The organism is Pseudoalteromonas sp. Isolate3 (genome assembly GCF_022398505.1).
GTDB lineage: Bacteria > Pseudomonadota > Gammaproteobacteria > Enterobacterales > Alteromonadaceae > Pseudoalteromonas > Pseudoalteromonas apostichopi.
The window spans coordinates 1-22,913 of sequence record NZ_JAKEVN010000039.1 but is presented as its reverse complement, the minus strand read 5'-3'; the positions used below and the strand labels follow the sequence as shown (position 1 = coordinate 22,913).

At 40.7% G+C, this 22,913-nt stretch carries 25 protein-coding genes; 10 read left to right on the top strand and 15 right to left on the bottom strand.

The features are described 5' to 3' along the window. Nucleotides 1-101: 101 nt before the first annotated feature. Nucleotides 102-482: a VOC family protein gene (locus L1D46_RS09900; RefSeq protein WP_055022061.1), complete on the top strand. Its 381-nt coding sequence runs from the start codon at nucleotides 102-104 to the stop codon at nucleotides 480-482. On the opposite strand, the gene L1D46_RS09895 is transcribed toward L1D46_RS09900, so the two are convergent. Continuing rightward, nucleotides 479-904, bottom strand: a complete 426-nt coding sequence (locus L1D46_RS09895) for a MarR family transcriptional regulator (protein ID WP_130052887.1) — start codon at nucleotides 902-904, stop codon at nucleotides 479-481. The two genes, L1D46_RS09900 and L1D46_RS09895, sit on opposite strands and share 4 nt — an antisense overlap. 181 nt (nucleotides 905-1,085) lie before the next feature. Here L1D46_RS09895 and L1D46_RS09890 point away from each other — a divergent pair, with 181 nt between their 5' ends. After that, a complete protein-coding gene (locus L1D46_RS09890) occupies nucleotides 1,086-2,084 on the top strand; it encodes an NADP-dependent oxidoreductase (RefSeq protein ID WP_130052888.1) in 999 nt (332 codons plus the stop codon). Nucleotides 2,085-2,133: 49 nt separating this feature from the next. Here L1D46_RS09890 and L1D46_RS09885 read toward each other — a convergent pair whose 3' ends face one another. From L1D46_RS09885 to L1D46_RS09875, 3 genes are all read right to left on the bottom strand, one after another. Then, complete coding sequence (locus L1D46_RS09885; RefSeq protein ID WP_130052889.1) at nucleotides 2,134-2,439, bottom strand: hypothetical protein; 306 nt, start codon at nucleotides 2,437-2,439, stop codon at nucleotides 2,134-2,136. Between the two features lie 147 nt (nucleotides 2,440-2,586). Further along, nucleotides 2,587-3,102: a zf-TFIIB domain-containing protein gene (locus tag L1D46_RS09880; protein WP_130052890.1), complete on the bottom strand. Its 516-nt coding sequence runs from the start codon at nucleotides 3,100-3,102 to the stop codon at nucleotides 2,587-2,589. 20 nt (nucleotides 3,103-3,122) lie between these two features. Continuing rightward, nucleotides 3,123-3,710: a DUF4202 domain-containing protein gene (locus L1D46_RS09875; protein ID WP_130052891.1), complete on the bottom strand. Its 588-nt coding sequence runs from the start codon at nucleotides 3,708-3,710 to the stop codon at nucleotides 3,123-3,125. A gap of 276 nt (nucleotides 3,711-3,986) precedes the next feature. On the opposite strand from L1D46_RS09875, the gene L1D46_RS09870 reads away from it, so the two are divergent. Beyond that, entirely contained in the window at nucleotides 3,987-6,395 is a 2,409-nt protein-coding gene (locus L1D46_RS09870) for an EAL domain-containing protein (RefSeq protein ID WP_136374532.1), read from the top strand. Here L1D46_RS09870 and L1D46_RS09865 read toward each other — a convergent pair. Then, entirely contained in the window at nucleotides 6,370-6,834 is a 465-nt protein-coding gene (locus tag L1D46_RS09865; protein ID WP_130052893.1) for a thioredoxin, read from the bottom strand. The two genes, L1D46_RS09870 and L1D46_RS09865, sit on opposite strands and share 26 nt — an antisense overlap. A 154-nt stretch (nucleotides 6,835-6,988) precedes the next feature. Between L1D46_RS09865 and L1D46_RS09860 the strand changes: the two genes are divergently transcribed. Both L1D46_RS09860 and L1D46_RS09855 read left to right on the top strand, forming a co-directional pair. After that, nucleotides 6,989-7,555 carry a DUF3365 domain-containing protein gene (locus L1D46_RS09860; protein ID WP_130052894.1) on the top strand — a complete coding sequence of 189 codons (567 nt, stop codon included), beginning with the start codon at nucleotides 6,989-6,991 and terminating at the stop codon, nucleotides 7,553-7,555. Nucleotides 7,556-7,630: 75 nt separating this feature from the next. Then, entirely contained in the window at nucleotides 7,631-7,966 is a 336-nt protein-coding gene (locus L1D46_RS09855; RefSeq protein WP_130052895.1) for a zinc ribbon domain-containing protein YjdM, read from the top strand. A gap of 67 nt (nucleotides 7,967-8,033) precedes the next feature. Here the strand turns inward: L1D46_RS09855 and L1D46_RS09850 are convergent, their stop codons facing one another. The 7 genes from L1D46_RS09850 to L1D46_RS09820 form a co-directional block, all read right to left on the bottom strand. Beyond that, nucleotides 8,034-8,438, bottom strand: coding sequence for a hypothetical protein (locus L1D46_RS09850; protein WP_130052896.1), 405 nt, complete (start codon nucleotides 8,436-8,438; stop codon nucleotides 8,034-8,036). A 24-nt stretch (nucleotides 8,439-8,462) separates the two neighbouring features. Further along, nucleotides 8,463-9,437 carry a hypothetical protein gene (locus tag L1D46_RS09845; RefSeq protein ID WP_130052897.1) on the bottom strand — a complete coding sequence of 325 codons (975 nt, stop codon included), beginning with the start codon at nucleotides 9,435-9,437 and terminating at the stop codon, nucleotides 8,463-8,465. A 202-nt stretch (nucleotides 9,438-9,639) separates the two neighbouring features. Continuing rightward, entirely contained in the window at nucleotides 9,640-10,848 is a 1,209-nt protein-coding gene (gene arsJ / locus L1D46_RS09840; protein ID WP_130052898.1) for an organoarsenical effux MFS transporter ArsJ, read from the bottom strand. A gap of 5 nt (nucleotides 10,849-10,853) precedes the next feature. Next, nucleotides 10,854-11,864: an ArsJ-associated glyceraldehyde-3-phosphate dehydrogenase gene (locus L1D46_RS09835; protein WP_130052899.1), complete on the bottom strand. Its 1,011-nt coding sequence runs from the start codon at nucleotides 11,862-11,864 to the stop codon at nucleotides 10,854-10,856. Nucleotides 11,865-11,866: 2 nt separating this feature from the next. Beyond that, the gene (locus tag L1D46_RS09830) at nucleotides 11,867-12,367 is read right to left on the bottom strand and encodes a dual specificity protein phosphatase family protein (protein ID WP_130052900.1); all 501 of its coding nucleotides are present in this window, start codon (nucleotides 12,365-12,367) and stop codon (nucleotides 11,867-11,869) included. Nucleotides 12,368-12,380: 13 nt separating this feature from the next. Beyond that, nucleotides 12,381-13,403: an ACR3 family arsenite efflux transporter gene (arsB, locus tag L1D46_RS09825; protein WP_130052901.1), complete on the bottom strand. Its 1,023-nt coding sequence runs from the start codon at nucleotides 13,401-13,403 to the stop codon at nucleotides 12,381-12,383. Nucleotides 13,404-13,412: 9 nt separating this feature from the next. Next, a complete protein-coding gene (locus tag L1D46_RS09820; protein WP_130052902.1) occupies nucleotides 13,413-14,177 on the bottom strand; it encodes a metalloregulator ArsR/SmtB family transcription factor in 765 nt (254 codons plus the stop codon). Between the two features lie 173 nt (nucleotides 14,178-14,350). On the opposite strand from L1D46_RS09820, the gene L1D46_RS09815 reads away from it, so the two are divergent. Beyond that, entirely contained in the window at nucleotides 14,351-15,481 is a 1,131-nt protein-coding gene (locus L1D46_RS09815; protein WP_130052903.1) for a PepSY-associated TM helix domain-containing protein, read from the top strand. A gap of 232 nt (nucleotides 15,482-15,713) precedes the next feature. Here the strand turns inward: L1D46_RS09815 and L1D46_RS09810 are convergent, their stop codons facing one another. Continuing rightward, the gene (locus L1D46_RS09810; RefSeq protein ID WP_130052904.1) at nucleotides 15,714-16,850 is read right to left on the bottom strand and encodes a serine hydrolase domain-containing protein; all 1,137 of its coding nucleotides are present in this window, start codon (nucleotides 16,848-16,850) and stop codon (nucleotides 15,714-15,716) included. A gap of 129 nt (nucleotides 16,851-16,979) precedes the next feature. Further along, entirely contained in the window at nucleotides 16,980-17,789 is an 810-nt protein-coding gene (locus L1D46_RS09805; protein ID WP_130052905.1) for a sulfite exporter TauE/SafE family protein, read from the bottom strand. 380 nt (nucleotides 17,790-18,169) lie between these two features. On the opposite strand from L1D46_RS09805, the gene L1D46_RS09800 reads away from it, so the two are divergent. The 4 genes from L1D46_RS09800 (at nucleotide 18,170) to L1D46_RS09785 (ending at nucleotide 21,653) form a co-directional block, all read left to right on the top strand. Continuing rightward, entirely contained in the window at nucleotides 18,170-19,147 is a 978-nt protein-coding gene (locus L1D46_RS09800; protein WP_130052906.1) for a DUF1852 domain-containing protein, read from the top strand. A gap of 11 nt (nucleotides 19,148-19,158) precedes the next feature. Then, the gene (locus L1D46_RS09795) at nucleotides 19,159-20,196 is read left to right on the top strand and encodes a methionine synthase (protein WP_130052907.1); all 1,038 of its coding nucleotides are present in this window, start codon (nucleotides 19,159-19,161) and stop codon (nucleotides 20,194-20,196) included. Between the two features lie 365 nt (nucleotides 20,197-20,561). Then, nucleotides 20,562-20,897, top strand: a complete 336-nt coding sequence (locus L1D46_RS09790; protein ID WP_130052908.1) for a hypothetical protein — start codon at nucleotides 20,562-20,564, stop codon at nucleotides 20,895-20,897. 279 nt (nucleotides 20,898-21,176) lie between these two features. Then, entirely contained in the window at nucleotides 21,177-21,653 is a 477-nt protein-coding gene (locus tag L1D46_RS09785; protein ID WP_167657387.1) for a hypothetical protein, read from the top strand. Nucleotides 21,654-21,656: 3 nt separating this feature from the next. Here the strand turns inward: L1D46_RS09785 and L1D46_RS09780 are convergent, their stop codons facing one another. After that, nucleotides 21,657-22,862, bottom strand: a complete 1,206-nt coding sequence (locus L1D46_RS09780; RefSeq protein ID WP_130052910.1) for an anhydro-N-acetylmuramic acid kinase — start codon at nucleotides 22,860-22,862, stop codon at nucleotides 21,657-21,659. Nucleotides 22,863-22,913: the final 51 nt, after the last annotated feature.

Sequence of the window (22,913 nt, the reverse complement as noted above, 5' to 3'; positions counted from 1 at the left end):
CTTTAAGTATTAAAAAAACCTTGTAAGTATGACTTTCAAGGTTTTTTTATTGCTAAAACTATGCTTTATTTAATAAACGAACAATAAATAGAGCAACATAAATGGTATTTTTAAGTCAGGTTATTTACGTCGATAACGTAGAAGAAGTACTCGACTTTTACTATCAAGCATTTGGTTTAAATACCAACCATATCAGTGACGATGCCGAATACGGTGAACTTGTTACTGGGTCTGTTAAGCTTGCTTTTGCGACCCACCCGCATGCGCAATCATATTTCAAGCAAGGGTATATTCGCGCCCATCCTAAGCAACCCGCCCTTGGTTTTGAGCTAAGATTCAGCTGCCATAATTTAGTCGAAAGTTATGATAAAGCCGTGCTTGCTGGTGCTGAACCATTGTGCCCACCAACTAAAAAAGATGCCCAGCATTATGCGTATGTTCGCGCTATTGAGGGCACCTTAGTGTGTTTATTAGAAGATTAGTCTTTGGTAAGGTCAGTGTGAAGTTCAAGGGTTAATTCACGTAGTAATTCTATGCGCTCTAAGCTCATGTTTGAGCGCGCCATTAACTTAGCCGTTAGTTCTTCGGCATCAACTTTAAGTTGCATGCCCTGCTCAGTTAACGAGATTACTTTTTTACGCTCATCTTCACTTGATACCTGGCGTGTTAATAAACCTTTCGTTTCTAGGCGTTTAACTATCGGTGTTAGGGTACCTGAATCGAGGTGCGTATCATTAGAAAGCTCTTTTAAACTCACTTGGTTATTATACCAAAGCGAATGCATCACAATATATTGCGGATAGGTTAAGTCATAAGCCTCGAGAATTGGCCGAAACGCTCTGATCAACGCATTTGTTGCACTGTATAAAGTGAAACACACATTGTCTGATAAGTTATTGCTCATGCTATTACCCTAAACTGAAATACAGCCCTATTATTGCCGTAATTTAGTTTGCGCGCAAATTATTTTCCTATTATCTATTGCCTTTTACTGTAAAGATCATTAAATTGATCGCAAATAGTTTGCGCACAAACATTTTGTGCGACATATTAATTAATCCCAATCTAGCAGGCTCGAGGTTTATATGGCGACAAGTCAACAAATTCATTTAGTTTCACGCCCAACGGGTGTACCAACACAGGCTAATTTTGCGCAGGTCGAAGTATCACTTCCTAATTTAAACGACGGCGAAGTGTTAATTAAAAATACCTGGATGTCAGTTGACCCCTATATGCGCCCACGCATGATCGATCGTAAATCATATATCGCGCCATTTAACTTAAACGAAGTGATGGAAGCCGGTGCTATTGGCGAGGTGATTGAATCACGCAATAACGACTTTCCTGTAGGAAGCAAAGTAAGTCATATTAGTGGCTGGCGTACCATGCACATTAGCGATGGTAGCGACTTAACGTTACTACCTAACGTGCCACTACCAGACCAACTATTTTTAAGTACTATGGGTATGACTGGGTTAACTGCATGGGCAGGTTTAACAAAGGTAATTAATCTTAAAGAAACCGATACCGTGTTTGTTTCAGCTGCATCAGGCGCTGTAGGTAGCGTTGTTTGCCAAATTGCTAAGCTAAAAGGCTGTAAAGTGATTGCTTCGGTTGGTTCTGACGAAAAAGCACACATGGTTAAAGCGTTGGGTGTTGATGCTGTAATTAACTATAAAACGGTAGCAAATCTAACAGAAGCCCTTGAACAAGCGGCACCACAAGGCATTGATGTGTACTTTGAAAACGTAGGTGGCGATCACCTTGAAGCTGCACTCAATGTAATGAACGATTACGGCCGTATTCCTGTATGTGGCATGATCTCAGGTTACAACAATGACACCGCACAGCCAGGGCCAAGCAACCTATTTTATATCAACTCGAAAAAGCTCACCATGCAAGGCTTTATCGTGATTGATTACTTTGATCAGTTCCCTGAGTTTATTGAACAAATGGGTGCGTGGATCAGCGAAGGTAAAATTAAATCTGAAGAAACGGTATACCATGGCATTGAAAATGCCGTTGATGCATTTCTTGGTCTGTTCGAAGGTAAAAATAAAGGAAAAATGCTGGTCAAGCTTTAACACCTAACATGCAAATAAAGCCTGTATCTTAGTTGGTACAGGCTTCTTATTAAGCTAGTTTAAAAAATACGATTGCCGATACAAGCACCAACCCCACATAGGAAAGAAACAAAATCCCAGCTTGGCGATGTTTTCTTGCATTCGCTCGCACTGTTTCGTTTTCTGTGGAATTTAAAAGTGCTAAACCCTTTTTAGACACAAACACCATAGGTACTTTTAAAAATCGCGGTGCACCCAGTTGTTGCCACAGTTCAGGCTCTAAAGATTTAACCGATTGATAGTATTTATATTCAGCACTAGCAGCATAAAGCATTAACAGCGCCCACACTGAAACCAATATTATTGTTATTAGCATAGGTTACCTGTTCAATTTATTTAATTAGGTTTAAAGTTTATGTCATCGCCTATAAATCACAACTCTGTAAACAGTTTTAAATCGCGAGGTTTAGAAAGATAGACAGATCCGCGAATAAGTTCAGCTTCAGGTGTTTTATATAAGTTATCAGTCATTCAAAATCGATAAATACGCAAGTTCTGCTAGTTTTTCTAATGATGACGTTGCTTTAGGTTCAGGCTTTTCAGCATGTACTGAGTAACGCCTTTTAGGAATTTTAACTTGAATAAAACCATGATTATTGGCCATATCAATACGCAGCATTTCACGTTCTTTTGGCGTTAAATGATTTTCATGGATCTTTTCAAGTTCGCCATGATCAAGCCAAATAGCCGCACAGTTTGGACATTCGTCTATTTCAACCACTTTTAAAGGCGTGAAAAAGCGTCGCATCATCACCACGTCAGGGCAATTCGGGCAATTAACTCGCTTTTCTAAATCAACCTGTTCTATTGGCAAGGTTTGTAAATGAGCCACCAGCACTTGCGCTGGCTTTAAACTCGGATCGCTAAAGTGAAATATTTGTCGGTTATCAAAAAATATCCCACCACTTTTTGATAAATACACGTTAACATCACCAATGCTCACAGCTTCAAGGGCTGTTTTAGTACGCGGGCAGAACATAGTACATCCTTGTTTTACAATTAATTTAGCGCTTTTGTTATTAACGGCTTAAGCGGCTCAGGTAAGCTGATGTTACCAGCTAACACAAAATCATGTGCTTCGTTTGACATTTTTTGCCAGGTTTTACGAATAATACCCAACCATTTTTGCTCATCGTAATCAGGCTTACTACTTGCAAAATCCAGCATGTAATGTTCTATAAACACGAGACTTGCGATATCCTCAATCAGTTGGCTATCTGGGTTTCGTTTTATATTCTTTTTCGCTACTGCTGCGTATACACGCTCGCATTCTTCCGGTGAGTAACCCGCCTTTTTCATAAGGGCTGTTACACGCTCTGCATGAAAGTCATATAAAGCAGTGCGCCATTGATAATAACCTTGCTTACCCATAGGGAAGTCGCTCCGAGGAGAGCGCCAACGCTCAATATGTTGACCTCGTGCGGCAATATGCATCAACTCATCGGCTTGGGGGTTGAAACGGTTTAGCATATCGGTCATACGCATCGCATAGAGTGACTCTTTTGCTAGCGCTTGTTCGTCTTGTGTAACACGATTTGGATCTGCAGCATTCGCTACATCTATAGCTTTAATAACGGCTTGGTACATAGCATTTATCTTAATATTGTTTGCAATCTATTGTATTTAGGTACAATTATTTTTCTAACATGCTAAAAATTCATCTTTAATTCCTAACACTTAGCTAGACAACCAGATAACCCTAAACTAGTATTTTTAAAGGTAAGTTTAATACTTAAATATCTACTTCATATAGAGATACTATTGCGCAATATTATATATTTTTCACCGTTATTTACTTCTTTTTTTCTTAGTTTCTGTTTGTTTTCGGTTATCACGTTTAAAGTGTTTTACGATAGACAAGAAATGCATGAAATAGAGAAAATTACAGCACTTAACAGTTACAGTCGCAACCTTGAAAAAGCACTCAATAGCGCATTCCTCGGCCCCTACCTTGTTCGTGCGGCAATGCGTGACTTTGCATACACTGAAACTGAATTCGAAACCCTAGCTACAGAGATATTAACTCATAGTGACGGCAGTCAAACCATCCAACTAGCACCAAAGGGTGTAATTCAATATACCTATCCACTTAATAGTCACGAGACTGTAATTGGTGTCGATTTATTCAAAATACAAAGTATTCAAGACTCATTACAAAGAGCCATTAATACTAAAAAAATGCAAATCGATGGGCCAAAAGAGTTGGCTCAAGGTGGCCAAGGCTTAGTAGCAAGATTACCAATTTTTGATCAAAATGAGTTTTGGGGGTTTGCAATCGTGGTGCTGCGCTTTCCAGAGTTTATCGCAAATTTACCACCTGACTCGACTTCTCATCCTCACTTGTATGAAGTTTGGCAAAAAACAGCTGATAGTTACACCCCTCTTTTAAATAATCACCTTTTTCAACAAAACGATTGGACAACCTACAACCTCGATGTTGAAAATCAACAATGGGTTGTCGGCATTAAAGACGAGTTTGCTTATCGCACGCATGTTGAATTTTTAGTGTTATTACTCATTGCTCTGCTATTTTCATCGGTTAGTAGCTATTTAATTACCATTACTTACCGGTTACGAGAACATGAACAAAACCTAGAAAAGTTAGTACAAAAACAAACTTTAGAGCTCTCAGAGCAAGCGCTTGAGCTTAAACAAGCTCAATCACTTAGTGGTGTGGGTAGTTGGCACTTATCGCCTAATAAAAGCATTAGACAGTTATCAACACAAGCTGTGGCATTATTTCAAGAAGAAACCAAAGAACAATCAATTGATAATGTCTGTAAAAAAATCGATAGCTTTTATAAAAACACATTTTTAAATTTTATTCATACTAAGCCAAGCAGTCCGACCGAAATTGAGTACACAATTAAACTTAATGGTGAAAAACGCTGGTTTCATGAACACGCTGAATGGAACCCAAAAACCAACACCTTAGTTGGTACGATTGAAGACATAAGTGCAGAAAAACAACGTCAGCACGAACTATACCAGCAAGCACACTTTGACCCTGTCACTGGACTTGCTAACCGCCGTTACAGTGAAAAGTATATAGCAAGCATATGCCCAGAAAATCATTACTCTAGTGGCCTTACTTTATTGTGCGCCGAGATCAAAGGCTATCGTCAATTAGAAGATATTTACGGTCAAGATTACTTAAATGAACTACAAACGACCATTGCTAACCGGCTAATTGCATTTTCTGACTTGCTCCAAGCGTTTTGCGCGCATATAAAACCCGGCTGTTTTTTAATATTGCTAAAAGAGGCCATTTTTGACGACAAGCTCGCTGCCCTATTAGATAAATTTCAGCATCAGGTCGGAGGCATTATTGAAACCGCTGGCAGCGCTCATTTTTACCATTTATACATTGGCGTGGGCTATCCGCATTTACAAAACATCGATGCTGCTGAGCAAATAAATACTGCACTTATTGCGATGAATGAATGCCCCCGCACGCAAAAGCCATTCACAGTCTACAGCCAATCGCTCAAAGATAAGCTCATTGCACAAAGTAACCTTGAAAGTGATTTACGTCATGCCCTTGCGGCCAACGAACAGCTAAGCATGGTGTATCAACCGATTGTAAACACCTTAGATGGCACACTAATTGGCTGTGAAGCGCTTGTACGTTGGCATCACCCTGTTAGAGGCTTTGTGTCACCTATGGAGTTTATTGCCATTGCTGAGCAATCAGAGCTCATTAATTTATTGTCTCGCTGGATTGTTGCTAAAGTTGCTAAAGACTGCCATCGCATGGTTAATAACGACATTCATATTAAAGTGTCGATAAACCTGTCGCGTAAACAGTTTTCTGACGTGCACTTAGTTAAACGACTAAGTAAAGAAAAAGCCAAACTATTTCCTGCAAATCAAAAAATAAACCTTGAGATCACCGAATCAGCCCTATTTCAAAATACCCAGTACGCGATAAACCTTATGCATGAGCTTAAATTAGCGGGTTTTAATTTATCTCTCGATGACTTTGGAACGGGTTATTCATCACTGTCATCGATTCAGCAGTTTCCGCTGGATAACGTTAAGATTGATCGGGCTTTTATCTGTAACTGCGTAGATAACCCGAAAGATGGTTTATTTTTACAAACAATGAGTGATTTAGCCCATCAACTCGATTTAACGATTACCGCAGAAGGGGTCGAAAGCTCAGAGCAATGGCAGTTGGTGAGTGATAAAGGCATTGATTATATTCAAGGTTACTTAATTTCAATGCCCTTATCTATTGATGATTTTATAGCGTTTGACCCGGTTGCGTAAGATCCAAAGCCAAGCTTTGTTTTGGCTTTTCGATCATACGGGTAAGCTCTTTTTCGCCATCAAGGACAATAATGGTTGGTGTATACATTAAGTCATACTGTTTTGCTAACCCTGCAGGGTCTAGCTTGTCGTAGCCAACGGCCACTAATTTAAGTGAGCCTAACTGCACCTTCGCAGTATCGAGAAGCTTTAAAAATCGGGGCACTTCACGTTTTGAGTCATGACACCAAGTGCCCAAAAACACTAAAACCTGCTTACCTTGCAGTGCTTTTATAGTGCTTAACTCTTCCTCGCTCGGTGTGTATTCATCGTACTCTTCACTAAATGCAGAGTAGTCTTTAAGTAAGTCATCACGACTTATCTCTCCACTGTATGGAGCGGTACCTGCAAATGTGAGAGCTGAAAATAACAGAGCGGCGATATAAATTAGTTTTTTCATTTTTTTGTTCTCAAAATATTTTTCTCACCATAACCAATTTAGCAGCAACACTCCAGTAGGCTTTGTGCTAAGAATAGTTATTTTTGCAGGTTACATTGGCATGTAAAGTAAAAACGAACTACTATATTAGATATATCTAATATAAGGTTTTATTATGCTTGCTTTAAGAACATTAATCCTCTTCACCGCGTTACTATCGCCTACTCTTTACGCCGAAACAAAATCAGCTAACCTAGAAACTCAAGCAGCTGAGCGAGCAGCTGAGTTTGCCACTACGCTTAAATCAGCATTGGGAGCCGCAATCAAACAAGGCGGATTAGTTGAAGGAATTAACGTGTGTAAAATGCAAGCCCCAGCCATTGCCGAGAGCTTATCAACTGACGGTTGGACTGTAGCGCGCAAAAGCACTAAAAACCGTAATCAAAATAATCAACCTGATGACTGGGAAGCTGAAAAAATCGCCCAGCTACTCGATATGATCAGAAACACTGAAAGCATCGACAATGTGGCTTTTTCAACCAATAAAGATGGTCAATTTCGCTTTGCTAAAGCGATAAAAATCGCGCCAGTTTGCCTCAATTGTCATGGCCAAACAATTGCGCCAGAAGTAAAGCAAGCGCTTAGCGAGCATTACCCAAATGATTTAGCCACAGGCTATCGGCTTGGTGATTTAAGAGGAATATTCTCTATTACCAAAACACTCGAAACGTCTGAGCCATAAAATATATGCCTTGTACTCGCATAGTTTGCTCTCAGCCATTAAAATACCCTTTTAAAATCAACCATGGTGCCATTTATGCCTTTTCCTCCTTGCCCACAATGTAACTCTGAATACGTGTATGAAGATCAAAACAATTTAGTATGCCCAGAATGCGCTCATGAGTGGGATCCTAATGCGGTTGATACTGATGATGTGATCAATGTAAAAGATGCTAATGGCACTTTATTAGCTGATGGCGACAAAGTGACCGTTGCGAAAGATTTAAAAATTAAAGGCAGCTCACAAGTGATTAAAATTGGTACCAAAGCCGTTATCCGCCGCGTGTTAGATAAAAAAGACCACGAGTTAGACTGTAAAGTTGATGGCGTAGGTGAAATGATGGTAACCGCTAAGTTTGTAAAAAAAGCCTGATAGCATCATCAAAATTGTTATATATTGCTGCGAATAATTACGCAGCAATCTCAATAAGCTAATTTTATTAATAGCCAAACTTTTCAACAACAATCCCTGTTACTTCACAATGTTCGCAGCTCAACTCCCAACCAGCAGCCCAGGTGGTTGCACTAAGATTTCCCGCGCAAAGAGGGCAAACTTCGCCAGCAAACGTACTGGGGGTAATATTTTTAGCTTGCTTAGAAAACGGTCTTAAAAACCAAAGGATATTATCATCAATACTGATGGTTAGATCGTGGCGTAACGTCTCACAATATGCATTAAACACTGCTTGTTTGTACTGCTTTTCGTGCTCAGCAGATTGACTGGCATAAACATTTAACGCATTCTCAATGTCTTTTAGACGCTCGGGCCACTCTTGTGCGTCTATATTCGCTTTGCAATCTATCAGATCATCAAGTGTGTAACTTGCATAGTTTGGTTCAATCATACTTGCCATCCTTGCTTTGGGTTATTAATTCTTTGGGTATAGCGTACCATTTTGCTTTATTTGCAAAAGCCATTGATCAAATAAATTGTTCGCGATACTCAGCTCATCACCTGAAAGCGTTGGATATTGTCTTTGCTCAAACCACGCATAACGATTATATATATCGTTATTTTGCGTGATTTCCATAATGAGTCGATTTATAGCGTAGGCTTTTGCTGCACTATGCTCACCAACTTGTTCGCTGTAATACATGCTCGCTAAACTCATCAACGCTTGTTCACTGCCCTGCTTCGCTGCTTGCTCTAAAAATACGGTTTTACGCTCTTTAAAACTATCGCGATTTTTGATGAACTCGGCACGTGACAACTTCTCAGGAAATTGCGACTTCATGTAAAATTCGGGAGTTAGCGCAGCAAACGTTTGCTGCGCAAAGGTAGAGCCCTTTTCTGCTGCCATTACCAAATAACGGTAAAAAGACCGCCGCGTTGCTAAATCTACCCCTTGGCAATACTCATATTTTTCTAAAGCACGGTTTTGCGTATCACCAGCATCGCTAAACTCATAGCTTTCGGCTAATGTTGCTTCAAGCGCCTCAGCATCTAAAGGAGCATTAAAACAATACTTAAGATTTTGTGCGATGAGGTAGTTAGCCTCCACATCACCTTGCTCAGCGCGTTGCTTTAGCTCTGTAAAATGGTCAATTAACACACCATCAAAACGCCATTTCGGTGCATTTTTGATAATAAGTTCACGGCTGTCATTAACTTCACTCCCTTGCTCAACAGATTCATCAGCTAACAAACTCGTGGCAGGTACGCTTACTTGCTCCTCAACCTGATATTGAGCTTTTGTACTATGTGCATTTATTTGTTCTGAGCTAGTTGTTATTGGAGCGGCTGTTTGAAAAGAATATTTATATACAAGCACACCTAACACCAATAATGGAGCCACTATTAAAAATGGCTTTTTTCCTCGCTTAACAGCAACGTACTCAAACATAACAACCTACTTACAACTCTTGTTTCCAAGTAAACTACAAGAAAACAAAGATTAAAGCGAAATTTTGTTAGATAAAGGGGTTTTTATTTTCAGCATCTAATTTTTGACAATCTCATTAAGGCTTAGAAATTAACTAATCGCTGGCTCTAATAAAGATAAGTAACCCAAGGTAAGCAAGCTTTCTTGCTTACCTTGGGTTTAACTAAATTTGTTTTGGCAATTTAGTCGAAATAAGGGCGGTAATAACAATAAATAACAGTGAGATAGCCAAACAGGCTGCTAAGCCATAAAGCTGAAACACTAAGCCCGACAACACAGTACCAATTAAGCGACCCATGGCATTAGCCATATAGTAAAACCCAACATCAAGTGATACGCCATCGGCATCAGCCATGCTAACAATTAAGTAGCTGTGCAAAGATGAGTTAATCGCGAAGACCACGCCGAACAACATCAGTCCGCCTATCAGCATTGGTTTTACAGCCCAGCCAAAGCCAACAGCAAGGGCAATGGCTAAGGTGACTAAAGCAAGCAGTGATGCCCACTTAACTGTTTCTGCACTTGGTGATGTTTGCTTATTAAGCTTAATGATTTTGGGAGCAAAAGATTGCACAGTCCCATAGCCAATGACCCAACTCGCTAAGAAGGCACCCACAGTCCAGTGGTCCCAATCAAAGGCTTGTGATAAAAACACCGGAAGTGCAACTACAAACCAAACATCACGCGCACCGAACAAGAACAACCTCGCGGCCGACAAGATATTGATTGAACTGCTTTTTGAAAATATCTCGTTAAACTTAGGTTTGTTTTTGGCTTTACCTAAATCATTTTTAAGTGCATAAAGACTAAAACACCACACCACCAGCAAAGTGGCAGCCATCGCGAGCATTGCGCCTTTAAACGACATCAATGTCAGTAGTAAGCCACCCAAAAAGAAGCCCACACCTTTTAATGCGTTTTTAGAGCCTGTAAGTATCGCCACCCATTTAAACAAGGTGCCTTCTTGGCCACTGGCAACCAGCATTTTAATTGAGCTTTTAGCACTCATTTTATTGAGATCTTTGGCAATCCCCGACAGCGCTTGCGCCAGCATCACATAGGCAACACTCAGCCATTCAGGAGGGACTGCCAGCATGAACAAGGCTACAACCTGTATGGCAAGGCCAATGTTCATGGTTTTATTTAAACCAAGCCTTGCGCCTAAATAGCCACCTACTAAGTTAGTGACAACACCAAAAATCTCATAAAATAAAAACAGCATGGCAATACTCAAAGGTGAGTAGCCAAGCGCATGAAAATGCAGTACCACCAACATTCTCAATGCGCCATCTGTAAGCGTAAATGCCCAGTAATTCCCAGTGACAATTAAGTACTGCTTTATATCAGCGGGAAGGTTAGCCAAACGCGTCATTCATTTTACCCTTTCAGTGATAACGCAACTTTACGGGCAAGTTCGGCGGTACGGTTTGCATAACCCCATTCGTTATCGTACCAAACATACAGCTTAACTTGTGTCTCGTTCACAACCATGGTTGATAATGCATCCACAATGCTTGAGCGTGGATCAGTTTTGTAATCAATAGAAACAAGTGGCTTTTCTTCATAGCCTAAAATGCCTTTTAGCTCACCATCTGCGGCTTCTTGCATCCATTGGTTAATTTGCTCAGCCGTGGTCGGCTTCTCGACTTCAAACACACAGTCAGTGATTGATGCATTCGCTAAAGGCACACGAACCGCATGGCCGTTTAATTTGCCTTTAAGTTCAGGGAAAATATGTGTAATCGCCGTTGCAGAGCCAGTTGTAGTTGGGATTAAGCTCATGCCACATGCGCGAGCACGGCGTAAATCTTTATGCGGTGCATCTAAGATAGTTTGCGTATTGGTGATATCGTGAATAGTGGTCATTGAACCATGTTTGATACCAATTTTTTCTTGCAATACTTTAACTACTGGCGCTAAACAGTTGGTAGTGCATGATGCGGCAGTAACAATATTGTGTTGCTCTACATCGTATAAATCATCGTTTACACCCATCACAACGTTCAGCACACCGTCTTCTTTTACAGGAGCAGTGACAACAACTTTCTTCACACCTTGTTCAAGGTAGGCTTGCAGCAACTCGGTTTTTTTCATCACGCCAGAGGCTTCAATTACGATATCGCAACCAGACCAATCAGTATCTGCAATCGCTCTATTTTGCGTAACGTTAATTTTGTGGCCATCAATGATCACCGCATTATCGTTACTTTCAACCTCATGCGGCCAAATACCGTGTACCGAATCATATTTTAGTAAGTGAGCCAATGTCGCTGCATCTCCCGCAGGGTCATTAATTTGCACAAACTCAACGTCGTCCCATGCAAACGCTGCTCTTAGCGATAAACGACCCATGCGGCCAAAACCATTAATGCCTAATTTAATTGCCATTGTTAAGCTCCTACTTTTTGAAAATTGTCGAAAAATGAACGTTGTATAGGGTTATGCAACGATTTGGGGCGAATAGCCTGCACTTGATTAATTATGTCGTTTTTAGCATAGCCAAGCTCATGCATTAATAAACCAATAACTAAACCTGTACGGCCTGAGCCGCCTTTACAATGCACAGCCACGCTGCCACCATTTTTTATAATGGCAAGAATCTCGTCTAGGTGCTTGGTAAATGCGTGATTAAACGCCTCCTTAGGAGCGTCATCATCAACAATTGGTAACTGAAACCAGCAAAGCCCCATTTTCTCACATTCGCTTGCAAGCTTTTGTGCACCATTTTTAATAAGCTCTTCATCGTACATCAGAGTAATAATTGCTTTTGCACCTGCCGCTTTTAAATCAGCCACAGACTGTGATAAGCCAACGCCTTTTGTGCCAGGGCAAGGGGTAAAAATAAATGCCCCAGTTTCTAGCTGTAAAATATCAAATGGATGTGAGTGCATTATGATTCCCCAATTACTCTTTAAACCAATGTGTTGTTTTATTAACGATTGCAACCAACGACAACATCACAGGTACTTCGACCAACACCCCAACAACGGTTGCTAATGCTGCTCCCGAGTGCAAACCAAATAATGAAATAGCCACTGCGACAGCTAACTCAAAAAAGTTAGAAGTACCAATTAAACATGCTGGACCTGCAATATTGTGCTTAAGCTTAAGTTTTAGAGCGATAAAATAGCCGATCACAAAAATACCGTAAGTTTGCAAAACAAGCGGGATGGCAATCAGTACAATGTTCAGCGGTTGGGCTAATATGGTGTTTGCCTGAAACCCAAACAGCAAGACCACTGTGGCCAATAAGCCAACAACTGAGTACGGTTTAATTTTCTCTAAAAATGACTGCACAGCAGCTTCATTTTGTGCTGAATTATTGAGAGCTTTTCGTGTTAATACACCAGCTATTAGTGGCAACAACACATACAAAACAACCGAGATCATCAATGTGAACCAAGGCACATGAATATCAGACACCCCAAGTAATAAACCTGCGATGGGCGCAAACGCAAAAATCATGATGATGTCGTTCACAGACACTTGAACTAGTGTGTAATTTGCATCGCCTTTAGTCAGCTGTGACCATACAAACACCATAGCCGTACAAGGTGCGACACCGAGTAAAATCATCCCTGCGATATATTCTTGCGCCGTTTCAGGGCTAACGAAATCAGCAAATAACCCTTCAAAAAATAACCAACCTAATGCGGCCATTGAAAAGGGTTTGATTAGCCAATTAATGATTAAAGTGAGAATCAACCCTTTAGGGTTTTTACCTACTTCTTTAATCGTTGAAAAGTCAACTTGCACCATCATTGGATAAATCATTACCCAAATAAATAGCGCAACAACTATGTTTACATGCGCGATTTCTATTTTGGCTATGAGTTCAAATAAAGGCGGAAATACAACGCCAAGCCCCACACCTATAGCAATTGCGCTAGCAACCCATACAGATAAATATCGTTCAAAAACACCCATTTTCAGTCCTTAATTACAGCAACGAGCAACACGAGTTGGGCGATCATCACCCATCGCATTTAGTCTTGCTAGCTCGTTTTCAATGAAATTCGGCTCGTTTACAACTGTCGAGGTAATTATTTGTTTCATCCACAAAGGCAGTGTCGGGTTTAAAGAGTAAAACACCCACTGTTGGTGTTTTCTATCCGACAAAATGCCCTGTTTTTTAAGTTGCGCTAAATGCCTTGAGACCTTTGGCTGACTATGCTCGTTAAGAGCCGTCATTAGTTCGCATACACAAACTTCTTGCTCAACCGCAATAAGTAATAAACTTTTTAGGCGAATATCATCAGCAAGCGCTTTATAAAATAAAGTTGGCGAAATTGATGTGATTTTTTCTTTGCCATGGGATTGAACGAACTGTTTGATTCGCTCATTGAGCTCTTGCAAAGTTTTTTCAAATGCGTGTGGTTCTGGGCGCGTTTTAGGGTCGACAAAATCCCATGCAAGACATTGGCTACCATTTACTCGATTGGCACACTCTTTCGCCGCTTGGTCGCACAATGTAATTACATAATCAAAATGCATGTTAGCCACATCGTTTAAGTGCTTTGAGTGTAAGTCATCTGTTTTAAGGCCAAAATGATCAATCGCAGCAAGAGTGCGAGGGTCTACCGCAAATGGTTCTGTGCCAGCACTAAACACCTCAAACTCACCTTTTCCGTGATGTTTGAGTAACGCTTCGGCCATAATTGACCGCGCTGAGTTTTCTGTACATAAAAAGAGAACTTCCATGACCATTCCATAATAATTTCTTTATATAATAATTTTGTTATATTGTTAAAGCAAACCTTATCTGATCTTTTTATGATCAACTGTGACATTTTGTCGCATTGCTCAGCTCAACCAATTTATGAAATAATATTCATTGGCGTGTTGAATAAAGCCAGTAATTAAAGAGGTCTGCAATGCTAAACTGGCGAAAATTACACCGCCGTATTCATAAATGGCTTGGCCTGAGCCTTGGCTTATTGTTTTGTGTTATCGCACTATCAGGTTCGTTATTAGTATTTTACGATGAACTTGATCAAGGCTTAAACATCTCTTCGACTAAGTTGCAAAACAACGCTTCTGCTAACTTTAATAACGCACTGGATACCCTACGCAAACAATATCCTGATAAACAAGGTAGTTGGCGCTTTGAAGTTACCCCACAGGCAAAGTTAATTCCTGCTCGGTATTACAATCCTCCTGAAACAGAACATCTCGAATTTGCTCCGATGATGGTATGGCTTTCAAGTGATGGCAATTTAATTCTACGCCGCGATTATTGGGGTCAATATTTAATGACCTGGCTCTATAACCTGCATTTCACTTTACTACTAGGTCAAACTGGAACTTGGCTTTTAGGTTACGTGGGGTTAGCTATTTTATATTTGTTAGTTAGTGGCTTATTTGCATGGTGGCCTAAGCAGGGACAGTGGCAAAAACAACTTAAGTTTAAAAAGCGTTCATCTCGTATTGGGATGCTTTACGATTGGCACAAATTAATAGGGTTAACTTTTTTAGCGCCATTAGTCATTTTAACAGTGACAGGGATTATGCTAGCACTCCCTAAAGAGTCAGCTGCAATTTTAACAAAAATAACAGGGCCAATAGATACTGTGGAAACTCCTGTAAACCACTATGGTGTTCTGGCAGATAACCCCCCTATTCAACCCAATGCAGCATTGAATTTAGCGCTTGAGGTTTTACCTAATTCTCGAGGAGCATGGATAGAAACACCCGCAATGAAGGGTAACCCGTTTTATTATCGAATTAGAGTGCAAACAAAAGAAGACCCATCGCAACGCTTTCCACATAGCTATGTTTATATAGACGCCAATAGTGGTGAAGTTTTAAAAGTGTTTGCTTACCAAGAGCAAGGCAACAGCAACACAGTTTTAAATTGGCTTCACCCTATACATGATGGCAGTTTTCTTAATTTAAGTGGGCGTATTACATGGTTATTCAGTGGCTTGGCTGCTTTTGCTCTATTTCTATTAGGCTCTATGAGATGGCTATCCCGCAACCAATACAAATCTAAGCCACGAGATTAAATTAGGCTCTTAGTTTGGCGCGCTTGGCAAGAATGATGGCGCGATCTGAGAGTGATTTTAAACGTAAGCAGCAAGATGTTATCAGCGAACAAAGCCTTACTGATAAGGTGTCGAGGGTTATGTTTAAAACCTTATCGCAAGAGCAAATTAGCATATTGCCTCAGACCTAGCACTAAGCAAACGTTCACTACAACGAAAACTAACAGCCGAGGCATTAACTAGCTTTATAAGACTATTTTGTCTGTAGGATGAGATAGTCACTCATCACTTTTTCAAGCTGGCCGTAGTCTTTTTGCTGAGTAACCGCGCCTGCTACCACTACCTGCGATGTTGGCTCATACATCACTAAAGTGCCCCAAAAGCCTCCATGTTGATAAACTAGCGTGTCGTTATATTCTTTTGCAAATATACCTAAACGATAAGGGCTATCTGCAGGTAAACCTTTATCTGAGAGCATTAGTTCAAGTGTTTCTGGGTGTTTGAAGACCTTACCTGAAAATAAAGCATGATAAAATTTAGCCATACCGATTGGGCTGGCAACAAGCCCACCGCCACCATATAAATCGACAGTTGGGCTCCAATTAAAGGTGTCGGTGCCATGCAAGTATTGATGCACGCGTCGAGACTCATCCACAGCAACCGTATCACCCTGTTCCCAGATCACATTTTCGATATGATTTTTATCGAAACTTAAGTATTGTCGAACCGCTTCAGGTAGCGGTAAATCTGTCACTCTTTCAATAATATGGCCGAGTAACACATAACCGGTATCTGAATATGAGAAACGCTGACCAGGTTTACCAATTGGGTCACCCCACTCTACACACCTTTTAATTTGCTCGCGCATCGAAATATCTTGCTGTGGATTTGCCATTATGCCAGCTAAATACTGCTCGCTTTGGGCATGATCGTATAACCCTGCCGTATGACTCAGTACTTGTTTTAGCGTCATTTTATCAAGGGCATAGCCATCGCTTTCAAGAAGCGTAAAAAAGTCGCCAGAAATTAATTTATCGAGCGTTGTATCAAGGTTTAATTTACCTTCTTCATGCAAACGAAGCACCGTTGCCGCAGTGAAGGTTTTGGTCACACTGGCAATTCTAAATAAACTATTTGGGTTAATAACTTGCGGCGCATTTTCTTTACTTTGCTTTGCCGTTGAAAAAGCATGTCCATCATCAACAATCACATGAAGTGCAAAACCAGTAAGGGGGGGATGTTGGTTTGCACTGAGAATTTGCCCCATTAAAGCATGGTGAGTCTCGAGAGGTTTTGTTGGCTCAGCAGTCACTGGCAAAGCCATTAGTGATAGAGCAACAAATAAAGAGCTTAGCGTTTTTTTTCTTGTTTGAGAGCACCGACGATCCATAGCATATTCCTTAAAAAATAGTCCTTAAATAGCGCCTACAGCTTTCGAAAAAAGGCAGTTAAGCAGCCTAAAAACTGCTTAACTGACATTAACAAACGACTTTCGTCTTGTCGAATTAATACGTTAATACTATTTAGCTAGCATATTCACAGCCATAATTACCAAAAGCCCTGCAAAGATTTTTTTAATTGTGGAGACAGGTAGGTGATGCGTTGCTTTTGCACCTAATGGCGCGGTAAACCACGAAGTACAAACAATGCCAAACAAGGCTGGCAAATAAACAAAACCAGCAAAGCCCTCTTTTAATGTAAAGTACTGACTGCCCGAGCTGATGTAACCCACTGAGCCAAATAACGCAATGACAATACCGCACACCGAAGCACAGCCAATGGCTTTTTTCATATCGACCGAGAAAAACGTCAGTAACGGCACAAGTACCGCCCCACCGCCAATGCCAATCATGGCAGAAAGCCCCCCTGTGATGGTTGTATAAAGTGTTAAAAGACTTTTATTAGGTAGCGAGCGTGTTGTTTGGCTGTCATTTTTACTGCTGAAAATCATTTTTAATGCAATAAGCACCACACTCACAGCAAACACTATTCGCACCACATTTGCGGGTAATAGCGAAGCCAAAAAGCCACTGATAAGGGCGCCTAGTGCAACCCCACTCATCACCCACGGGGCCAATTGCCAAGGCACATTGCCATTTTTATGGTGAGCGATAGCTGATGACGTTGAAGTAAAAAGAATTGAGGCGAGCGATGTAGCAATCGCCACCAGCACCACTTGCTTTGCAGGTAACACCTGAAAGTGCAGCAAGATCATGCTTAATATAGGCACAATTACTAGGCCTCCACCTATTCCTAATAGCCCAGCTAAAAAGCCCACCCCGCTACCAAGTATGGCGCAAGCGATAATAAGCACGATTAATTCATTCATGGTATTTGTCTGTGTTGTTGGTTTAGGGAGACGAGTATATCAACAATAAAGTACGAGGTTGTTCTCAAAAGTAGGGTTAAGTAGTGAATATTACTCACGTTTTATATGAAATTACTGCAACTCTAACAAACCAATTTAGAAATCTAGACGTCCAAAGTGGCTTTAAAGTATTTTTTCACTATCCCTTCCTAAATGTTTTACTAAAACAGCAAATATTTATGAATCTGCCTCATGTTTTACCTGAAATAAAAACGTTTTTCTTCATGGTGATGACCACGTATAAATTTATTAGCGCTGCAGAGCAACCTAAGGTTAATGACCTAGCGATTTAAGGAAGGTGAGCAGCAATCATTTATCTCAGGACTTTTGGATACATTGCCATGAACAACGATTTCAGATTTACAATTAAAAGCATTTGCCTCGACGAAAATTACCATCCGTCAAATAGCACACGACTTACCACAAACTTTGCAAACCTAGCTCGCGGTGAAAGTCGCCAGCAGAATTTACGTAATGCATTAAAAATGATTGATAGCCGCTTTAATGCGCTAGCAAACTGGGATAACCCGCAAGGCAACCGCTACTCAGTTGAGCTTGAGATCATCTCTGTTGATTTAGAAATTGCACAAAGCACAGAGGCATTCCCGTCAATTGAAGTATTGAAAACCAATATCATTGATCACCAAACTAATGAACGCATCGAAGGTATTGTTGGTAATAACTTTTCATCTTACGTACGTGATTATGATTTTAGCGTACTGCTGCTAGATCATAACAAAGAGAAAAGCGAATTTAGCATTCCCGAAAACTTTGGTGACTTACACGGTAAACTCTTTAAATACTTTATTGACTCAGAGACTTACAAGCAGAACTTTAAAAAACCACCGGTTATTTGTTTAAGTGTGTCTGATAACAAAACGTACCATCGTACAGAAAACCAACACCCAATTTTAGGTGCTGAGTACCAACCAAATGAGTCGTCATTAACCGAGCAATACTTTAAAAAAATGGGCTTGCAGGTGCGCTATTTTATGCCACCAAACACAGTTGCTCCGCTGGCGTTTTATTTCTTTGGTGACTTGCTGAACGATTACACCAACTTAGAGTTGATCAGCACGATTAGCACTATGGAAACATTCCAGAAAATCTACCGTCCAGAAATTTATAACGCCAATGCCGTGGCGGGTAGTTGCTATCAACCAAATTTAAAAAACGCCGATCACTCTATCACGCAAATTGTTTATGACCGTAAAGAGCGCAGCCAATTGGCGATTGCACAAGGTAAATTTACTGAGCAACACTTTATTAAGCCTTATCAATCTGTACTTGAGAAATGGTCTGCCAACTACGCGATTTAAAGAGAGTAAAAATGAAAAAGTTATTACCAACATCGACAGCAGGCAGCTTACCAAAACCAGCTTGGCTCGCTGAACCTGAAACCTTATGGTCGCCTTGGAAATTGCAAGGCGCAGAACTTATCGACGGCAAACAAGACGCGCTGCGCGTTGCCTTACAAGAGCAACATCAAGCTGGCGTTGATATCGTGAGCGACGGTGAGCAAACACGCCAGCATTTTGTGACGACCTTTATCGAACACTTAAATGGCGTTGATTTTGAGAAACGTAAAACAGTGACTATTCGTAACCGTTACGAAGCAAGTGTACCAAGTGTAATTGGCCCGGTTTCTCGCAGCAAGCCGGTGTTTGTGGAAGACGCCAAGTTTTTACGTTCGCAGACCAAGCAACCAATAAAGTGGGCATTACCAGGGCCTATGACCATGATCGACACCTTGTATGACGCCCACTATCAAAGCCGTGAACAACTAGCATGGGAGTTTGCCAAAATTCTCAACCAAGAGGCGAAAGAGCTCGAAGCTGCGGGTGTTGATATTATTCAATTTGATGAGCCTGCGTTTAATGTGTTCTTTGATGATGTTAATGACTGGGGCATTAAGTGCCTAGAAAGAGCAATCGAAGGCTTAAAGTGCGAAACCGCCGTACACATTTGCTACGGCTATGGTATTAAAGCAAACACTGATTGGAAACAAACACTGGGGAGTGAATGGCGTCAATACGAAGAAGTATTCCCAAAACTTCAAAAGTCGAATATTGATATCATTTCGTTGGAGTGCCACAACTCACGCGTCCCCATTGAGCTATTAGCGCTGATACGTGGCAAAAAAGTGATGGTGGGTGCCATTGATGTAGCAAGCAATGAAATTGAAACCCCTGAAGAGGTTGCGCAAACATTACGCGGAGCCCTTAAATATGTTGATGCCGACAAGCTTTACCCATGCACAAACTGCGGTATGGCCCCCCTCCCTCGCCAAATAGCAAGTGCCAAACTCAGTGCATTGAGTAAAGGCGCAGAGATAGTCAGGCGGGAGGTTTTAGGGGCTAGGCTTTAAGCTCTAGGAGTAGTTAGCGAGTTTCTAGGGGGAAGAAGAAAGTTACGAGGGTTGAGGTACGAGTCTACCTCGCCTCTCGTTTCTCGTTTCTCGTTTCTCGTTTCTCGTTTCTCGTAAAAATTTATCAATGACGCGGCATAAAGCCGCTGCTACAACGTAGGCGTGAAACTTGTTTCGCGCGCCTTAAAACCGCCCCCTATAGATAAATCTCTACCGACTAACCCCCTACATCCTCACCCAATACTTTTAAACTAACCCACTCAGAGAGGATTAATCTAAAAGAACCAAAATTGAGTTGGCTATTTAACTATTTTTTGCTAAATTTTAGTTGTACCCAATGGATGGGCTAAAATTGAGGGATTAATATGAACGAATTTGATATTTTCATCAGAAATATTGTCTTAGATTGCATTCGTGAGCAAGGAACTTGCAGCAACCTTTGCGAAGAAGATGATCAATTAACTTTCTATGTTGACATTGAAAATCACGATAATGTGATAGCTCGCAAGCAATTTAAGGTCACTTATCCAATTAGCTACTCTATTAAGTCAGCTCTCATACATGAAATTGATTTACTTAGATATTTAGATTCAGGTGAAATCAGAACACCGTTTACGACCGACATTGTCGAAGTTCTTAAATCTGAGTTACAAGCGTTTATGTTTAGCAACAAACCCCGTGGCGAATACCATATTTGCTAACCACGAGTTATAGCCTGATAAAAGCGATTTATCAGGCTTATAAAGCCTAAATGGTCGATAATTACATGCTTTTGAAAGAGCCTCTTTTCGCAATAACGACTAATAAACGCAATTTCATTATCAAATATGTTGAGACTTAAATCCGACAAAACGAATCAAACATTCAACTTTTCTCTGTTTTTGAAATAAATAATCCGTAATATGACAATAGTCATAATTCTGTAATTTAACTGATCAATAATTGACGCTAATTTAATCAGCTAACGTAATGAAGAAGTAATGGACAGTGCCTTGGTGCAACTTTCGTTTGCACTCCCCTCTAGTGAAGATCCTTTATGTGCTGCACTTGCGCATACTATGGAATATGAACAATTGCATTTTGCGGCTAATGAGCAAAAGCGTGTTGTATTTTGTTGTGTGCTGCCAGATGATGCCCATGAAGGTGATGTGATCTCAATCAGTGCAACACGCCCTGATGCCCGTGAGTCAGCGTATTTTACTGCGCACACTTTAACGCAACACGATCTAGAACAGCACGTTATTATGCTTACCTTAGAAAACGTTACTCACAGTGGTGAATTTGTATTGCAATTAATGCTACACGGTATGCATGCAACACTTAAAGACAGCGCCCAGTTTGATGTCAGCATTGCAGCGAGCACGTCACCAGAGCTGTTAACTTCTGAGCAAGCTAAAAACCATGGCTTACGCCATTACATCAGTCATATTGGCGCAAGCTTTTTAGCCTTTTTCTAGGCTCTAATCAGCAAAGCTAATTTTACCCATGGTAATATCGGGGATCCCTTGCTTGGTATTACCAAATCGTTGTTGTCCACCCGACAAACATTCGTTAGCTAAAATAGCAAATAACACAGCCTCTTTTGCATCTGGATTTATACCCAACGAATCAGTGTTATTGATTACTGTAAGTTCTGGGCAATGAGCCAAAATAACTTGCATTAATAATGGATTATGAACCCCACCACCACTGGCGTATACAGCCACATCAGTTAAGCCTTCACTGCATTGGTTAATTGCTTTGGCAATCATGACTCCTGAAAACTGCACTAAAGTTGCCATAACATCAAAGTGCGATAACGCTTGCGTATTTGAACGTGCTTGTGCCGCTGCTAAATAGTCTAGATTAAACACTTCTGGGCCTGTGGTTTTTGGAAACCCTAAACCAAAAAATGCATCATCACACAGCGCATTGAGTAAAGCTTCATTTACCGTACCTTTTGTTGCAATAGCGGCATCTTTATCATAATGAAGTGGTGCGAAGTAACGCTGAACATAGGCATCCATAATGGTATTGCCTGGGCCAATATCAGAGCTAAAAACCGCTCGTGCATCAGCAGATTTTGGTAAGTAGGTTAAGTTGGCAATGCCGCCCATGTTTAACAATATGCGGTTTTCACTAGTACTTGTGAAGTACAAATAATCACCATATACAGCAAGCGGCGCACCTTCACCACCCGCTGCTATGTGTTTTTGTCTAAAATCACCTATGGTGGTAATGCCTGCAGTCACGGCTAAATGATCGCTATCACCAATTTGTAAAGTTGCATTGCCATATTCTTGTCGCTTGTGTTGGTTTTTAGGGCAGTGATAAATAGTTTGTCCGTGGCTGGCAATCACATCAACAAGTTCTTTTGCTACTCCCCAGCTGGCTAACGTTTTGGCAACCATTTCACCATGTAATTGGCCAATCCAAGGGTTGAGTAAGACGACTTCTTCAAGATCACACTCGCGCTTGGCGAATACGCGTTTTACACGCATTTTATAATCATCGTCGTAGTCAACCGTAGTAAACTTTAATACTTCTACACGAGTGTCCATACCCTGCCCTGATACTTCACACAGCGCAATATCAAGACCATCTAACGAGGTACCACTCATTAGACCAATTATTAATTTTTTTTCTTTCTTAGCGCTTAAATACAGTTTTTCAATATGTTGATGCATAAATAAATCACTTAAAATCAGCTTATTAGATGTAAATAAGCGGGTTGATGA

What these genes read in the sequence shown, in the direction of transcription:
- L1D46_RS09900 (WP_055022061.1), top strand. Translation starts at nt 102, where the DNA reads ATGGTATTTTTAAGTCAGGTTATTTACGTCGATAACGTAGAAGAAGTA.
- L1D46_RS09895 (WP_130052887.1), bottom strand. Translation starts at nt 904, where the DNA reads ATGAGCAATAACTTATCAGACAATGTGTGTTTCACTTTATACAGTGCA.
- L1D46_RS09890 (WP_130052888.1), top strand. Translation starts at nt 1,086, where the DNA reads ATGGCGACAAGTCAACAAATTCATTTAGTTTCACGCCCAACGGGTGTA.
- L1D46_RS09885 (WP_130052889.1), bottom strand. Translation starts at nt 2,439, where the DNA reads ATGCTAATAACAATAATATTGGTTTCAGTGTGGGCGCTGTTAATGCTT.
- L1D46_RS09880 (WP_130052890.1), bottom strand. Translation starts at nt 3,102, where the DNA reads ATGTTCTGCCCGCGTACTAAAACAGCCCTTGAAGCTGTGAGCATTGGT.
- L1D46_RS09875 (WP_130052891.1), bottom strand. Translation starts at nt 3,710, where the DNA reads ATGTACCAAGCCGTTATTAAAGCTATAGATGTAGCGAATGCTGCAGAT.
- L1D46_RS09870 (WP_136374532.1), top strand. Translation starts at nt 3,987, where the DNA reads ATGCATGAAATAGAGAAAATTACAGCACTTAACAGTTACAGTCGCAAC.
- L1D46_RS09865 (WP_130052893.1), bottom strand. Translation starts at nt 6,834, where the DNA reads ATGAAAAAACTAATTTATATCGCCGCTCTGTTATTTTCAGCTCTCACA.
- L1D46_RS09860 (WP_130052894.1), top strand. Translation starts at nt 6,989, where the DNA reads ATGCTTGCTTTAAGAACATTAATCCTCTTCACCGCGTTACTATCGCCT.
- L1D46_RS09855 (WP_130052895.1), top strand. Translation starts at nt 7,631, where the DNA reads ATGCCTTTTCCTCCTTGCCCACAATGTAACTCTGAATACGTGTATGAA.
- L1D46_RS09850 (WP_130052896.1), bottom strand. Translation starts at nt 8,438, where the DNA reads ATGATTGAACCAAACTATGCAAGTTACACACTTGATGATCTGATAGAT.
- L1D46_RS09845 (WP_130052897.1), bottom strand. Translation starts at nt 9,437, where the DNA reads ATGTTTGAGTACGTTGCTGTTAAGCGAGGAAAAAAGCCATTTTTAATA.
- arsJ (WP_130052898.1), bottom strand. Translation starts at nt 10,848, where the DNA reads ATGACGCGTTTGGCTAACCTTCCCGCTGATATAAAGCAGTACTTAATT.
- L1D46_RS09835 (WP_130052899.1), bottom strand. Translation starts at nt 11,864, where the DNA reads ATGGCAATTAAATTAGGCATTAATGGTTTTGGCCGCATGGGTCGTTTA.
- L1D46_RS09830 (WP_130052900.1), bottom strand. Translation starts at nt 12,367, where the DNA reads ATGCACTCACATCCATTTGATATTTTACAGCTAGAAACTGGGGCATTT.
- arsB (WP_130052901.1), bottom strand. Translation starts at nt 13,403, where the DNA reads ATGGGTGTTTTTGAACGATATTTATCTGTATGGGTTGCTAGCGCAATT.
- L1D46_RS09820 (WP_130052902.1), bottom strand. Translation starts at nt 14,177, where the DNA reads ATGGAAGTTCTCTTTTTATGTACAGAAAACTCAGCGCGGTCAATTATG.
- L1D46_RS09815 (WP_130052903.1), top strand. Translation starts at nt 14,351, where the DNA reads ATGCTAAACTGGCGAAAATTACACCGCCGTATTCATAAATGGCTTGGC.
- L1D46_RS09810 (WP_130052904.1), bottom strand. Translation starts at nt 16,850, where the DNA reads ATGGATCGTCGGTGCTCTCAAACAAGAAAAAAAACGCTAAGCTCTTTA.
- L1D46_RS09805 (WP_130052905.1), bottom strand. Translation starts at nt 17,789, where the DNA reads ATGAATGAATTAATCGTGCTTATTATCGCTTGCGCCATACTTGGTAGC.
- L1D46_RS09800 (WP_130052906.1), top strand. Translation starts at nt 18,170, where the DNA reads ATGAACAACGATTTCAGATTTACAATTAAAAGCATTTGCCTCGACGAA.
- L1D46_RS09795 (WP_130052907.1), top strand. Translation starts at nt 19,159, where the DNA reads ATGAAAAAGTTATTACCAACATCGACAGCAGGCAGCTTACCAAAACCA.
- L1D46_RS09790 (WP_130052908.1), top strand. Translation starts at nt 20,562, where the DNA reads ATGAACGAATTTGATATTTTCATCAGAAATATTGTCTTAGATTGCATT.
- L1D46_RS09785 (WP_167657387.1), top strand. Translation starts at nt 21,177, where the DNA reads ATGGACAGTGCCTTGGTGCAACTTTCGTTTGCACTCCCCTCTAGTGAA.
- L1D46_RS09780 (WP_130052910.1), bottom strand. Translation starts at nt 22,862, where the DNA reads ATGCATCAACATATTGAAAAACTGTATTTAAGCGCTAAGAAAGAAAAA.